Raw genomic sequence first — 13,063 nt, 5'->3', positions numbered from 1 at the left:
GTGGAATGATGCAGGAATTGGGAAAAGCCACGCGCGGCACGCTGCCGGCGTCGTGCTCATAGAAACGAACGGCGTCTGGGCACGGCCGCCACGACATGAAGGTAGGAAGACATGCAGGTTATCGAAACGCTCGCTGAAGGGCTGAAGCGCGAAATCAAGGTCGTTATCCCGGCCAAGGACATGGAAGACAAGATGAATGAGCGTCTTGCCGATGTGAAGGACAAGGTCCGCATCAACGGCTTCCGTCCTGGCAAGGTACCCGCTGCTCACCTTAAGAAGGTTTACGGCAAGTCGATCATGGCCGACCTCGTCAACGAGATCGTCCGCGAGCAGCCGGCCGCTATCCTGTCCAGCCGCGGCGAGAAGTCGGCCACCCAGCCCGAAATCGCCATGACTGAGGACAAGGACGAAGCCGACAAGATCCTCGCTGCCCAGCAGGATTTCGAATTCACGCTCTCCTACGAAGTTCTGCCGCCGATCGAGCTGAAGTCCGTCAAGGGCCTCAAGGTCACGCGCGAAGTCATCGACATCTCGGATGACGAAGTCAACGAGCAGGTCCTGAAGGTCGCCGAAAGCGCGCGCTCCTACGAGACCAAGACCGGCAAGGCCGCAAATGGCGACCGCATCACCATGGATTATGTCGGCAAGGTCGACGGCGAAGCCTTCGAAGGCGGCACCGACCAGGGTGCCGAACTGGTGATCGGTTCCGGCCGCTTCATCCCGGGCTTCGAAGATCAGCTCGTCGGCGTCAAGGCCGGCGAAGAGAAGACCATCACCGTAACCTTTCCGGCCGACTATCCGGCCAAGAACCTCGCAGGCAAGGAAGCGACCTTCGACATCACTGTCAAGGATGTCGCAGCCCCCGGCGCTGTCGAGATCAATGACGAACTCGCCTCCAAGCTCGGCATCGAATCGGCCGATCGCCTGAAGGAGATCGTCCGCGGCCAGATCGAATCGCAGTACGGCTCGCTGACCCGCCAGAAGCTGAAGCGCCAGATCCTCGATCAGCTTGACGAGATGTACAAGTTCGAGACCCCGGCTTCGCTGGTCGACGCCGAATATAACGGCATCTGGAGCCAGGTGAACAACGATCTCGCCCAGTCCGGCAAGACCTTTGAAGACGAAGACACGACCGAAGAGAAGGCGCGTGACGAATACAAGGCGCTCGCCGAGCGTCGCGTCCGCCTCGGCCTCGTTCTCTCCGAAATCGGCGAAAAGGCCGGTGTCGAAGTCAGCGAAGACGAAATGCAGCGCGCCATCTACGATCAGCTGCGCCAGTATCCGGGCCAGGAAAAGCAGATCCTCGAATTCTTCCGCAGCCAGCCGGGCGCCGCAGCTTCGATCCGCGCACCGATCTTCGAAGAGAAGGTCATCGATCACCTGCTGACCGAGATCGACGTCACCGACAAGAAGGTAACGAAGGAAGAACTGCTCGCCGAGGAAGAAGGCGAAGCCAAGGCCGAGACCAAGAAGGCCGCTCCGAAGAAGAAGGCTGCCGCCAAGGCCGAAGCAGCTGAGGCCGGTGAAGGCGAAGAAGCCGCACCGAAGAAGAAGGCTGCTCCGAAGAAGAAGGCGGCTGACGAAAGCGCTGAATAATCGCTTTTCAGTTCTGAAGTTTGGAGGGCCTCGCACAATCGTGCGGGGCCTTTTTCTATGATCCGGGGCAGTTCATTCCCGAACGTCTTCTACGATAGAGCTGCAGCAACAAAGAGTTGCAATAAAGTATAATTCACTGCAGATTTCGCTGACGGTGGGAGGACCTGAACATGACTGCAAAGCACGACATGAAGAAGCTCGTGGAGGAAATGTATGCTGTGCGTGACCGCGGCGATGTCGAGGGCACGCTGGCGCTGCTCGGCGAGGGTTGCACCTTTCGCATGGTCGGCAATATCCGGCTGGCGCCCTTTTCAACTGAATCAAGCGGGCATGCGTTTCGGCAGGCGATAACGCAGCTTATCACAGTATGGGACCTATCGAAGATCAGGACAGCCATCTATGTGGACGAGGACGAGCAAATGGTCTTTGCCCACCGCGAAGGCGAGGTGAGGCACATCCCATCGGGCGTGAGCTTCCAAACGGAGTTCGTCGACAAGATCCATTTCCAGGATGGCAAACTGGTCAAGATCGTCGAGTTCGTCGACACGCTGCAGGTGGCTGAGACGAGCCAGATAATCCAAATCGCTTAAACGGGCATCCAGGTCGAAGCGCTTCAAAGCGCGACATCAACTTGATTTAAGTTTGATGCCGCCCATGTTTTCGGCCGACAGGGCGTCGGCCGCCGTTACAATCAATGCCCTGTCAGTTGCGCGACTTTCCTGACATGGCTGACTGCTGCGGCGCCGCCGGCCGTCTGGGTGAAGAGGTGAAGCGTTTCCTCCTCGTCATCGGCCACCGGCGTCAAAGCCTGATCCATATAGGTCTTCGACTTGGCGTCCCTTGCGATCAGGAATGCCGAGACTGCCAGGCTGATGATCGTGCCGGCGAGCGAGACATGCTTGCTGAAGGTTTCCCAGACGAAGCGCGGCCAGAACACCAGCGGATTTTCGCGCGGCAGCTCCGGGCGCCGTTCGGACGGCGTCTTTAGACGCAGCAGGCCGCTTTGTAGCGGATGCACGTTTTCCAGCGGCACGGTGGTGGCGAAGGAGACGAGAACCTTGGCGAGCCTTACCAGCGGAACCCCGGTCGCCACGGCGCGGCGCAGCAGCGTCTTCATGTGCTCCGGCGAATAATAGAGCGACCATGCCTCGTGATAGATGTCTTCCCATTCCTGCTTGCTCATCTTCGGATGCGCGGTGCAGACATGCTCGACGTCGTAGATATTGAGATCAGCATCCATCTCGACGCCCTTCTTCCAGAGAACCTGATGGTCTTCGGAGCCGGGCAGCGGCGTCAGGATGAAGAATTCGATGACGTCGAGCGGCAATTCTTCCTGGATGATCTTAATGTCACGGCGGATCGATTCTGGCGTATCAGCGGGGAAGCCCAGGATATAGCCGGCCAGCGTCATGATGCCCTGCGCCTTCCAAGCGAGCAGCATCTTGCGATATTCGGTAATCTTGTTCTGGTTCTTCTTGGCGGCGGTCAGATTATCGGGATTGACGTTTTCGAGACCGATGAAGACGCGGGTGACGCCGGCGCGCTTGGATTTCTCGATGAAATTCGGGATCTTGTGGCAGAGTGTGTCGACCTGGATCATCAGGCCGAGCGGTATGCCGTCCCGCTCCTTGAGCTCGATCAGCCGGTCGAATATCGCTTCCCAATCCTTGTTGCGGGCGAAATTGTCGTCGGTGATGAAGAATTTATGGATGCCCTGTGCCCAGTTCATCCGCACGAGCTTTTCGACGTCGTCGGCCGAGCGGAAGCGCGACTTGCGCCCCTGGACGTTAATGATGGTGCAGAACGAGCACTGGTAGGGGCAGCCGCGTCCGGCATCGAAGCTGGTGCTGAGCCCGAGAGTGCGCTGGATATTGTCCCTCGGCAGGAAGGGAACCGGCGTGCCGCCGATGCCTGGTAGGTCGTTCATGAAATTGTAGAGCGGCTTCAGCTCGCCGGCGGCTGCATCGCGCAACACCATATCCAGCCGCCCCTCGGCTTCGCCGGCAAACATCGAGATGCCCATGTCGCGGCAGGCGTCGAGCCCGACCGCCTTGCCGTCCAGCATCGACAGGCAGCCGGAAACATGGAAGCCGCCCATCGAGACAGGCAGGCCGGCATCGCGGAACGGCCGGGCGATATCGAGCGCGCGCGGATATTGGTTCGACTGGACGCCGACCAGCGCGATCATGCCGAAATTGTCGTGACGCTTGAACTGCGTCAGCAGCTCGGCGAAATCGATCCGCGTGTTGGTCTCGTCGATGACGGTGATATCGATCTCGGTGTCGGGTCCGAGCACTTTGCGCTCGGCGCATTCAGCGGCGATGCCGTAGAGAGCCGCAAGCGAGTTGGAAGGAATCATCGCCCGCCACCAGCGGATGACGTATCCGTCATCGTCATAGTGCGACGGCTTAATCAGGATGAGCTGAAAACGTCTGCGCGCGGCTTCCGGGAAATGGGACAAGAGTATCTATCTTTCTTTAGAAGCTTTTGCCCGGAGACAAAATGGCGTTGAAGGCACATATCAGGCACGGCGCAGGATGCGAACTATCGGCTTCAAACTAAGGCATAAAAGCGGCGCGACACACTGAACAGGTTCTCAACCATCAATATACTACATGATATCGAGCATCAATGCGCGGTGGTCTGAGACCTCCGGCGCCTCGACCACCTTGAATTCGGCAATGTTCACTCCCGGTGTCACAAGCATGTAGTCGGCATATCGGCCCTGCTTCAGATAGTAGGAGGTACGTGTATCTACAAGGCCGTTGCCGGTGACGAGATCGGAAAGCCCGAGTCTGGCGAGAACCTTGAACGTTGCGCTGTCAGGCAGCACGTTGAAATCGCCGCAGACGACGAGCCCTTCGTCGCCGGGCCAGACGCGCTTAATAAGCTTGACCAGCGCTTCGGCCTGTTCTTCGCGCGCCGCCGTGTCGCCTTTGCCCGCGGGATCGCGCAGGCCGTGCATATGGGCGATGGTCACGGTGGAAGCATTGTCGCGGCTGAAGAGCCGGATGCAGTGCGCATTTCGCGGCCGCGGATGCTCGCCCCAGCCATCGGCGGAAAAACTTCCGTGCACGAAGTCCAACCCCTGGGCGATAACGGAATGCGTTTTGCGCACGAAGGTCGCCAGCCCGAATTCGGCGGCAGTGACGATATCGCCGTCGAAAAGTTCGCCTCTCGATGTCGGGCAGAAGAAGCCGTCGTGGCCGGGCATGGCGGCGCTGATTTCCTCGAAGAGATTGGTGCGCTGCGGCAGTTCCAATCCCGCGTCGCGATAGACCGCCCATCCTGGAGATGCGCCGGGTGTACGCAGCACCTCCTGCAGACACAGCACATCCGGATTGGCGTGCCTGACATAGTTGATCAGGGCTTCATGCAGCCTGCCGCCCCATGCATTCAGTGAAATGATCCGCAATGTCATTCGGCTCCGTTTGGCGGCCGGATCAAACCATACTCCGGCGTCTATGCGATGCGCCTAGAGTTCCGACTTGATGTCGCCCATCCGGTTCCAGGCGTCGAGGCCGGCGATCTTGTAGGCTTCGGCAAGGGTCGGATAGTTGAAGGTATTCTCGACGAAATATTCAACCGTGCCTTTGAGATTGAGCACCGCCTGGCCGATATGGACGAGTTCGGTAGCACCTTCGCCGACGATATGCACGCCGAGCAGGCGGCGCGTCTTCAGCGAGAAGATCAGTTTCAAAAGCCCGGTGTCGAGACCCATGATATGACCGCGCGAGGTTTCGCGGAAACGGGCGATGCCGCATTCATAGGGAATGCCGCGCTCCTTCATTTCCTCTTCGGTCAGGCCGCAGGTCGAAATCTCCGGCACGGCGTAGATGCCGTAGGGGAAATATTTCGGCGGCTCCTTGGCGACCGCGCCGATCGCGACACGGGCGGCGATGCGGCCCTGTTCCATCGAGGTCGAGGCAAGACTTGGAAAACCGACAACGTCACCGGCGGCGTAGACGTTGGCAACCGATGTCTGGAAGGTTTCCGGATTAACCTTGAGACGGCCGCGGCTGTCGGCTTCGAGGCCGATGGCCGAAAGGTTCAGCGCGTCGGTCGCCCCCATGCGGCCGGCGGCAAAAAGCACCATGTCGGTCGTCAGGCGCCGGCCGCTGTCGAGCGTCAGCTCGACCTTGCCGTTGTCGAGTGTCTCCACCTTGTCGGCCTTCTGGCCGAGCAGTAGCTTCATGTTGCGGTCGCGTAGCTGGTAGGTGAAATCTTCGATGATTTCCTTGTCGATAAAGTCGAGCATCGTCGCCTTCGGGTCGATGACGGTGACGGCTGTGTCGAGCGCGCTGAAGATCGTCGCATATTCGATGCCGATGACGCCGGCGCCGATAACGACCATCGAGCGCGGCAGGTCCTGGATGTCGAGCAGTTCGTCGCTGTCGAGAACGGTCTTGCCGTCGAAGGGCATGTAATCCGGCCGGAACGGCTTGGTGCCGACGGCAAGCAGCACGCTGGCGGCGGTGACCTGCGTGGTCTCGCCGTCATCCTTGATCACCTGCAGCGTCGACGCATCGACGAAGCTCGCCTTGCCGCGAATATGCTGCACGCGATTGCGGGCGAACTGGTGCTCCAGCACCTCGACCTCGTGGTTGAGCGTAATCAGCAGGCGACGCCGCAGGTCATCTGCGCTGATCTCTTCCTTGACGCGGTAAGACCGGCCGTAGAAGCCGCGTTCACGCCAGCCGGAAAGATTGAGCGCGGTCTCGCGCAGCGTTTTGGAAGGGATGGTGCCGGTGTGCACGGACACGCCGCCGACGCGTTTGCCCTGCTCGATGACAAGCACTTTCTTGCCGAGTTTTGCAGCCTGGATCGCGCCCCGGCGCCCTGCGGGACCGCTGCCCACCACAACAAGATCGTACTGAAGCATCATCAAGCCCCGGATTGGAAAGGAATCATTTGCGACGCAAAAATGTCGCCCGTCTATCGGTAGCCGGTCAATGTTACAGATTGTTTTACGGCCGCCGATTCGGCCGGACCTGTGCTTTTCAGATCAGCTTCAGCCCCTTCAGGCTGACATGGCCATCCTTGCCGATGATGACGTGGTCGTGGACGGTAATATCGAGTGCCTTGGCGGCGTCGATGATCACCTTGGTCATCTCGATATCAGCGCGCGATGGCGTCGGATCGCCGGAGGGATGGTTGTGGACGAGGATCATCGCCGTTGCCGAAAGCTCCAGCGCCCGTTTCACCACTTCGCGCGGATAGACCGGGGTGTGGTCGACCGTGCCTCGGCCCTGCACCTCGTCGGCGATCAGCACGTTGCGCTTGTCGAGAAAGAGGATGCGGAACTGTTCGCGGGTCTCGTGCGCCATGGCGGCATGGCAATACTGGATGACTGAAGACCACGAGGATAGGACCTGCTTGCTCCTGAGTTCGCTTTTCAGGGTCCGGTGGGCGACAGTCGAAATCAGCTTCAAGTCGAGCGCCACGGCCTCGCCGACACCTTTCACCTCCGTCAGCAATGCCGCAGGCGCGCCGAAAACGCCGGCGAGCGAGCCGAACCGTTCGATCAGCGCCTTGGCGATCGGCTTGGTGTCGCGCCGCGGGATCAGGCGGAAAAGCAAGAGTTCAAGGATTTCGTAATCGGCAAGCGCCGTATCGCCGTGCTCGCGGAAGCGGTCTCGCAAGCGCTCGCGATGGCCGTGGTAATGCTCCTGGGCTGCAAGCGAGGCGGGCAGGGTAGCCCTCGCATTCGGCGCGGACGGTTTTCCCGGCCGCCCGAAGAACGAGCGTTCGTCAGCGGCAACAGGCTCCTCGAAAGGCAGTTCGTCATCGGAAGATTTCGAAACGGGCCCCTTCGCCATCGGATCGTCACCCGTTGAACGGCGGCAGGCCGGGGCGGTCGAGCCCGCCAGGCGACAGCGTGAAGATCTCGCAGCCGTCGGAGGTGACGCCGACGGTATGTTCGTACTGCGCCGAAAGCGAGCGGTCGCGGGTGACTGCCGTCCAGCCGTCGGCGAGCACCTTCACATGCGGGCGGCCGAGATTGATCATCGGCTCGATGGTGAAGATCATGCCTTCGCGCAGCTCCGGCCCTTCGTTGGCGCGGCCATAGTGCAGGATATTCGGCGAATCGTGGAACAGCCGGCCGACGCCGTGGCCGCAGAAATCGCGCACCACGGAACAGCGCTCGGCCTCGGCATAAGTCTGGATCGCCTCGCCGATCGCGCCCGTGCGGGCGCCCGGCCTGACGGCGGCAATGCCGCGCATCAGCGATTCATAGGTGACTTCGAGCAGCCGCTCGGCGGCGCGCTTGACGGTGCCGACAGGATACATCCGACTGGAATCGCCATGCCAGCCATCGAGCACGAACGTCACGTCGATATTGACGATATCGCCTTCGCGCAGCGGCTTGTCGTTCGGAATGCCATGGCAGACGACGTGGTTGATCGAGGTGCAGGTCGATTTGGTATAGCCGCGATAGTTCAGCGTCGCCGGATAGGCGCCGTGATCCATGCCGAAATCGAAGACGAACCGGTCGATGTCATCCGTCACCAGCCCCGGCTTGACGATATCGGCAAGCGCGTCGAGGCAACGCGCGGTCAACTGGCATGCCCTGCGCATGCCCTCGTATGCTTGCGCGTCGTAAAGCCGGATGGCGCCCGTATTCTTTGGGGGCGCGGAAGAGGCTTCGATATAGTTCACCATTGCAGGGCCTTAGCGGAGATTGTTAGATTTGTTCATAATGCAGCTATGCCGGGTTCGTCCATCGCGATCAACCGCCAGCGCGACATTTCTGAACGGATCCGATCCGTCAGGCCGTGCAGCTTCCCGCCTCCATCCGATGCCAAATCATTGACCGGACTTGAATATCCACAATCTTCCCAAGGGGATAGGATTGATTGGACGGGGTCTCCCGGCTACTCACCGATTGGTGACAGCGGGGAAGGGTCGGTCATGTTGATTGAAGCGGTAAAACTTGAAAATTCGCCGGAGGCCGGCGCCGAGCCGGAACGGCGCGTGCGCGATCGCGGCGCCACCGAGCGCGCCATCCTCGCCGCTGCCAAGAGCCTGCTGGCCCAGGAGGGCTTCCAGAACTTCGGCATCAATGCGGTCGCCCGCCGCGCCGGTTGTGACAAGCAGCTGATCTATCGTTACTATGGCGGCCTCGATGGGCTGGTCGAGGCGATCGGCACCGATCTCGGCACATGGGTGAGGGATCGCATCCCGGAAGATGCCGGCGGCATGTTCCTGCTCACTTATGGCGATCTGATGGAGCGCCTGGCGCTTCTTCTCCTCGACGCCTTGAAAAACGATCCGCTGATGCGCCGCATCCTCGCCTGGGAGATATCTGATAACACCGAGCAGGTGAGGCGGCTCTCCGAAGCGCGCTCGAAGGCGCTCGCGCTCTGGCTGGAGCGCATGCGCGGTTCGCTGGCGCCGCCGAAAGGCGTGGATGCAGCGGCCGTCAACGCCATCGTCATTGCTGCGATCCAGCATCTCGTGCTTGCAGGCGCGGCCGGCGGGCAGTGCGCAGGCCTGTCGTTGAAGACGCCGAAGGACTGGGAGAAGGCGGCACTAGCGCTGAAGCGCATCGTTCGCGGCGTCTACGGCTGACACTCATCCACAGGGGCGGCGGCCATGTTAACCTTAATGAATGGTTTACGTTGCGCGTCGCCGGTTAACCCGACAGTGTGGCGGTCAGCAGAGATGATACGAGTAGAGTCCCGAGTTGACGTCCATGGGAGCCAAAATCGCTAGAGCTGTGTTTCTCGTGATGGCGATGATGTTCTTTGCAGTCCTGGCGCTGGACATTGCAGTTCCAACGTTGGTGCTCTGTATCATGGCATTGTCGACCTGGTTGGTCTCACTCGATCTGCCCGTCGCGCACAAGCATGGAGGAGAGGCCGCATGAGGTGGTTTCTGATCTTCTGGGCCGGCCCCATCATCTTTCTGGGTGGATGGTACTGGCTTTCCTACTACGACATGAACTTCGGCATCTTCATGCTGACGCGGCAGGTCCATGATCTGACCTTCGCGGTTTATGGCAAGGCGCTCGGCCTTCCGCCGGAAACCATCCCGCCGCTCGTTGCCCGCGCGATCGCCGTTGACAGCCTCGTCGTCTTCGCAATCCTGGGCTTCAGAAAGCGCAAGTCGATCATTGCTTGGTGGAAGGCGCGTCAGGCGCCGAATTCATCTGCATCAGATCTTGCCAGTAGGGAAAGCCTGTCGAGCGCGCCCTGAAGGATGAAGCTTGCCGCGGCCGAATCGATCCGTTCGGCCCGCTTTGCGCGCGAGACATCCATTTCCAGCAATGCCCGTTCCGCCGCAACCGTTGAAAGCCGCTCGTCCCAATAGACGAAGGGCAGCGCCGTCTTTTGTTCCATGTTGCGCACGAATGCGCGCGTCGCTTGCACGCGCGGACCCGCCGATCCGTCCATGTTCATGGGCAGGCCGATAACGAAGCCCGCGATCTTTTCAGCTGCGGCAAAATCCAGCAGCGCCTGCGCGTCGAGAGTGAATTTGACCCGGCGGATCACCGGACGCGGCGTGGCGAAACGCCGCCCGAGATCGGACATGGAAAGCCCGATCGTCTTGGTGCCGAGATCAAGGCCTGCGATTGCCTGTCCCGGGGCAAGCGTCTCAGCCATTTCCTCGATCGTCAGCACCGTCATTATCGTTTCATCCCGTCAAGAGAAATTGAAGTCGCCGCCGCTTTCCTTTGCGGCCGCATAAGATATGTCCTTAACATCGAAACCGGTTTTTGCATCACGTAATAAAGGAGAGATTTCATGAAGATCACCTGGCTTGGCCATTCCGCCTTCCGCATCGAGACATCAAAGGCGAAGATCCTGCTCGATCCGTTCCTCACCTACAACGCCTCCTTTTCCGGCCAGGATATCAAGGACGTTTCCTCGGGCATCACCCATATCCTGCTGACACATGGCCATGGCGACCATGTCGGAGATACCGTGGCGCTCGCCAAGGAGACCGGGGCCGTCGTTCTTGCCAATGCCGATCTCGCCGCGTGGCTCGGCTCCAAGGGCGTCGACAAGATCGAGATGGGCAATACCGGTGGCACGATCGCGCTCGGCGGTTTCTCGGCGACCTTCACCAATGCGCTGCACTCCTCCGCGCAGATCACCGAGGACGGCGTCTCGCATGCGCTCGGTAATGCCAACGGCCTGATGCTGCATTTCGACGACGAGGCCTCGATCTTCGCCATGGGCGACACCGATATCTTCTCCGACATGGCGCTGATCAACGAGTTACATCAGCCCGATATCGGCTTCGTGCCGATCGGCGACCGCTTCACCATGGGCGGCGCGGTGGCAGCCCTTGCCTGCCAGCGCTATTTCGGCTTCAAGACCGCCATCCCCTGCCACTACGGCACCTTCCCGATCATCGAACAGACGGCCGATAAATTCGTTGCCGGCATGGAGGGATCGAAGACGCAGGTGAAGGCGCTCAAGCCTTCCGAGAGCCTGTCGATCTGACGAAACCCCGTTGCGTCAGGCGGACATGGCCTTTATAGCGGTAGGAAAAATCCCATCCGGAGAATGCCATGTCCGTCGATCTCGCCACCGTGAAGCGCGTTGCCAAACTCGCCCGTATTGCCGTCTCCGAGGATGAGGCAAATCGCATGGTCGGCGAGCTGAACGGCATCCTCGGCTTCGTCGAGCAGCTCTCCGAAGTCAATGTCGACGGCGTCGAGGCGATGACGTCGGTCACCCCGATGGCGATGAAAAAGCGGACCGATGAGGTGACCGACGGCAACAAGGCGGCCGATATCGTCGCCAATGCGCCCGTCACCGACCACAATTTCTTCCTGGTGCCGAAAGTCGTCGAATAAGGCTGCGAAGCCTCTTTCCGACCCCTGTTGCCATTTCCAGATCTGAAGCGAAAATATCATGAGCGAACTCACCAGCCTGACCATTGCCGAAGCCCGCCGGAAGCTGCGCGGCAAGGAAATCACCGCGACCGAACTGACCGAAGCCTATATCTCGGCGATCGATGCGGCCAATGACCGGCTGAACGCTTACATCAAGGTCACGCCGGATCTCGCCCGCGTCATGGCGAAGAATTCCGACGAGCGCATCGCCGCCGGCAAGGCGGGCGACTTGGAAGGCATTCCGCTCGGCATCAAGGATCTCTTTGCCACTGTCGGTGTGCACACCCAGGCCTGCAGTCACATTCTCGATGGCTTCGAGCCGCGTTATGAGTCGACCGTGACGCAGAACCTCTGGGATGACGGCGCCGTCATGCTTGGCAAGCTTAATATGGACGAGTTCGCCATGGGCTCATCCAACGAGACCTCCTATTACGGCCCGGTGATCAATCCCTGGCGTGCCGGCGGCTCCAACCAGCAGCTTGTCCCGGGCGGCTCATCCGGTGGCTCGGCTGCGGCCGTTGCCGCGCATCTCTGCGCCGGTGCCACCGCGACAGATACTGGCGGCTCGATCCGCCAGCCTGCTGCCTTCACTGGCACAGTCGGCATCAAGCCGACCTACGGCCGCTGCTCGCGCTGGGGCACCGTCGCCTTCGCCTCTTCGCTCGATCAGGCAGGCCCGATCGCCCGTGATGTGCGCGATGCTGCAATCCTTTTGAAGTCGATGGCAAGCGTTGATGCCAAGGATACGACTTCGGTCGATCTGCCCGTGCCGGATTACGAGGCCGTCCTCGGCCAGTCGCTGAAGGGCATGAAGATCGGCATTCCGAATGAATACCGCGTCGATGGCATGCCCGAGGAAATCGAGACCCTCTGGCGCCAGGGCATCGCCTGGCTGAAGGATGCCGGCGCCGAAATCGTCGATATCTCGCTGCCGCACACCAAATATGCCCTTCCGGCCTATTACATCGTCGCTCCGGCTGAGGCATCCTCGAACCTCGCGCGTTACGACGGCGTGCGCTACGGCTTGCGCGTCGACGGCAAGGATATCGTCGACATGTACGAGAAGACGCGCGCGGCCGGCTTCGGCAAGGAAGTCAAGCGCCGCATCATGATCGGCACCTATGTGCTTTCGGCCGGCTACTACGATGCCTATTACATCCGTGCCCAGAAGGTCCGCACGCTGATCAAGCGCGATTTCGAACTCGCCTTCGACGCTGGCGTCGACGCGATCCTGACGCCGGCAACGCCGTCGTCCGCCTTCGGCATCGCCGATGAGAACCTCGCCGCCGATCCGGTGAAAATGTACCTGAATGACATCTTCACGGTGACGGTCAATATGGCGGGCCTGCCGGGCATCGCCGTGCCCGCCGGCCTCGACCAGAAGGGCCTGCCGCTGGGCCTGCAGCTGATCGGCAAACCTTTCGACGAAGAAACGCTGTTCAAGACTGCCCATGTCATCGAACAGGCCGCCGGCAGGTTTACGCCGGCGAAGTGGTGGTAAGCGGGCTCGTCATTCGCCCGATAGCGGTAGCCGACCAACAGGCGGTCGGCACCGTCGGTTTTGCCGCCTGGGCAGCGAACGATCCCTATGAGGATAGCTATCGCGATCCGGTGTAATTG

14 protein-coding genes are annotated in these 13,063 nt (G+C 60.4%); 8 read left to right on the top strand and 6 right to left on the bottom strand.

Annotation, left to right across the window (positions count from 1 at the left end; genetic code table 11):
- The first annotated feature begins 111 nt into the window (after positions 1–111).
- Both tig and EFD55_RS10420 read left to right on the top strand, forming a co-directional pair.
- Positions 112–1,596, top strand: a complete 1,485-nt coding sequence (tig, locus tag EFD55_RS10425) for a trigger factor (protein ID WP_125844936.1) — start codon at positions 112–114, stop codon at positions 1,594–1,596.
- Between the two features lie 170 nt (positions 1,597–1,766).
- Positions 1,767–2,186, top strand: a complete 420-nt coding sequence (locus EFD55_RS10420) for a nuclear transport factor 2 family protein (protein ID WP_125844934.1) — start codon at positions 1,767–1,769, stop codon at positions 2,184–2,186.
- A 101-nt stretch (positions 2,187–2,287) separates the two neighbouring features.
- On the opposite strand, the gene EFD55_RS10415 is transcribed toward EFD55_RS10420, so the two are convergent.
- The 5 genes from EFD55_RS10415 to map form a co-directional block, all read right to left on the bottom strand.
- Positions 2,288–4,057: a B12-binding domain-containing radical SAM protein gene (locus tag EFD55_RS10415; protein WP_125844931.1), complete on the bottom strand. Its 1,770-nt coding sequence runs from the start codon at positions 4,055–4,057 to the stop codon at positions 2,288–2,290.
- A 150-nt stretch (positions 4,058–4,207) separates the two neighbouring features.
- A complete protein-coding gene (locus EFD55_RS10410; RefSeq protein WP_183736687.1) occupies positions 4,208–5,017 on the bottom strand; it encodes an endonuclease/exonuclease/phosphatase family protein in 810 nt (269 codons plus the stop codon).
- 54 nt (positions 5,018–5,071) lie between these two features.
- Positions 5,072–6,478: a Si-specific NAD(P)(+) transhydrogenase gene (sthA, locus tag EFD55_RS10405; RefSeq protein WP_125844929.1), complete on the bottom strand. Its 1,407-nt coding sequence runs from the start codon at positions 6,476–6,478 to the stop codon at positions 5,072–5,074.
- A 118-nt stretch (positions 6,479–6,596) separates the two neighbouring features.
- Positions 6,597–7,415: a RadC family protein gene (radC, locus tag EFD55_RS10400; RefSeq protein WP_125844928.1), complete on the bottom strand. Its 819-nt coding sequence runs from the start codon at positions 7,413–7,415 to the stop codon at positions 6,597–6,599.
- Positions 7,416–7,422: 7 nt separating this feature from the next.
- A complete protein-coding gene (map, locus tag EFD55_RS10395; protein WP_125844926.1) occupies positions 7,423–8,259 on the bottom strand; it encodes a type I methionyl aminopeptidase in 837 nt (278 codons plus the stop codon).
- 249 nt (positions 8,260–8,508) lie between these two features.
- Here map and EFD55_RS10390 point away from each other — a divergent pair, with 249 nt between their 5' ends.
- The gene (locus EFD55_RS10390; RefSeq protein WP_125844924.1) at positions 8,509–9,168 is read left to right on the top strand and encodes a TetR/AcrR family transcriptional regulator; all 660 of its coding nucleotides are present in this window, start codon (positions 8,509–8,511) and stop codon (positions 9,166–9,168) included.
- Between the two features lie 294 nt (positions 9,169–9,462).
- Entirely contained in the window at positions 9,463–9,795 is a 333-nt protein-coding gene (locus tag EFD55_RS10385) for a DUF6105 family protein (protein ID WP_125844922.1), read from the top strand.
- Here the strand turns inward: EFD55_RS10385 and ruvX are convergent.
- Positions 9,732–10,226 (bottom strand): Holliday junction resolvase RuvX, encoded by a 495-nt coding sequence (gene ruvX, locus EFD55_RS10380; protein ID WP_125844920.1) that lies wholly within the window; start codon positions 10,224–10,226, stop codon positions 9,732–9,734. The two genes, EFD55_RS10385 and ruvX, sit on opposite strands and share 64 nt — an antisense overlap.
- Positions 10,227–10,343: 117 nt before the next feature.
- Between ruvX and EFD55_RS10375 the strand changes: the two genes are divergently transcribed.
- The 4 genes from EFD55_RS10375 (at position 10,344) to EFD55_RS34310 (ending at position 13,060) form a co-directional block, all read left to right on the top strand.
- Positions 10,344–11,048 (top strand): metal-dependent hydrolase, encoded by a 705-nt coding sequence (locus EFD55_RS10375; protein WP_125844918.1) that lies wholly within the window; start codon positions 10,344–10,346, stop codon positions 11,046–11,048.
- A 68-nt stretch (positions 11,049–11,116) separates the two neighbouring features.
- Positions 11,117–11,404, top strand: coding sequence for an Asp-tRNA(Asn)/Glu-tRNA(Gln) amidotransferase subunit GatC (gene gatC / locus EFD55_RS10370; protein WP_009992749.1), 288 nt, complete (start codon positions 11,117–11,119; stop codon positions 11,402–11,404).
- Between the two features lie 58 nt (positions 11,405–11,462).
- Positions 11,463–12,944 carry an Asp-tRNA(Asn)/Glu-tRNA(Gln) amidotransferase subunit GatA gene (gene gatA, locus EFD55_RS10365; protein WP_125844916.1) on the top strand — a complete coding sequence of 494 codons (1,482 nt, stop codon included), beginning with the start codon at positions 11,463–11,465 and terminating at the stop codon, positions 12,942–12,944.
- Positions 12,938–13,060, top strand: a complete 123-nt coding sequence (locus EFD55_RS34310) for a hypothetical protein (protein ID WP_376774092.1) — start codon at positions 12,938–12,940, stop codon at positions 13,058–13,060. Before gatA ends, EFD55_RS34310 begins: the two co-directional genes overlap by 7 nt.
- The last annotated feature ends 3 nt before the right edge of the window (positions 13,061–13,063 follow it).

This window comes from Rhizobium pisi, from assembly GCF_003938655.1.
GTDB classification, from domain to species: Bacteria; Pseudomonadota; Alphaproteobacteria; order Rhizobiales; family Rhizobiaceae; genus Rhizobium; species Rhizobium pisi.
Note: the sequence above shows the minus strand (reverse complement) of the source record. Positions and strands in the feature narration are given on the sequence as shown.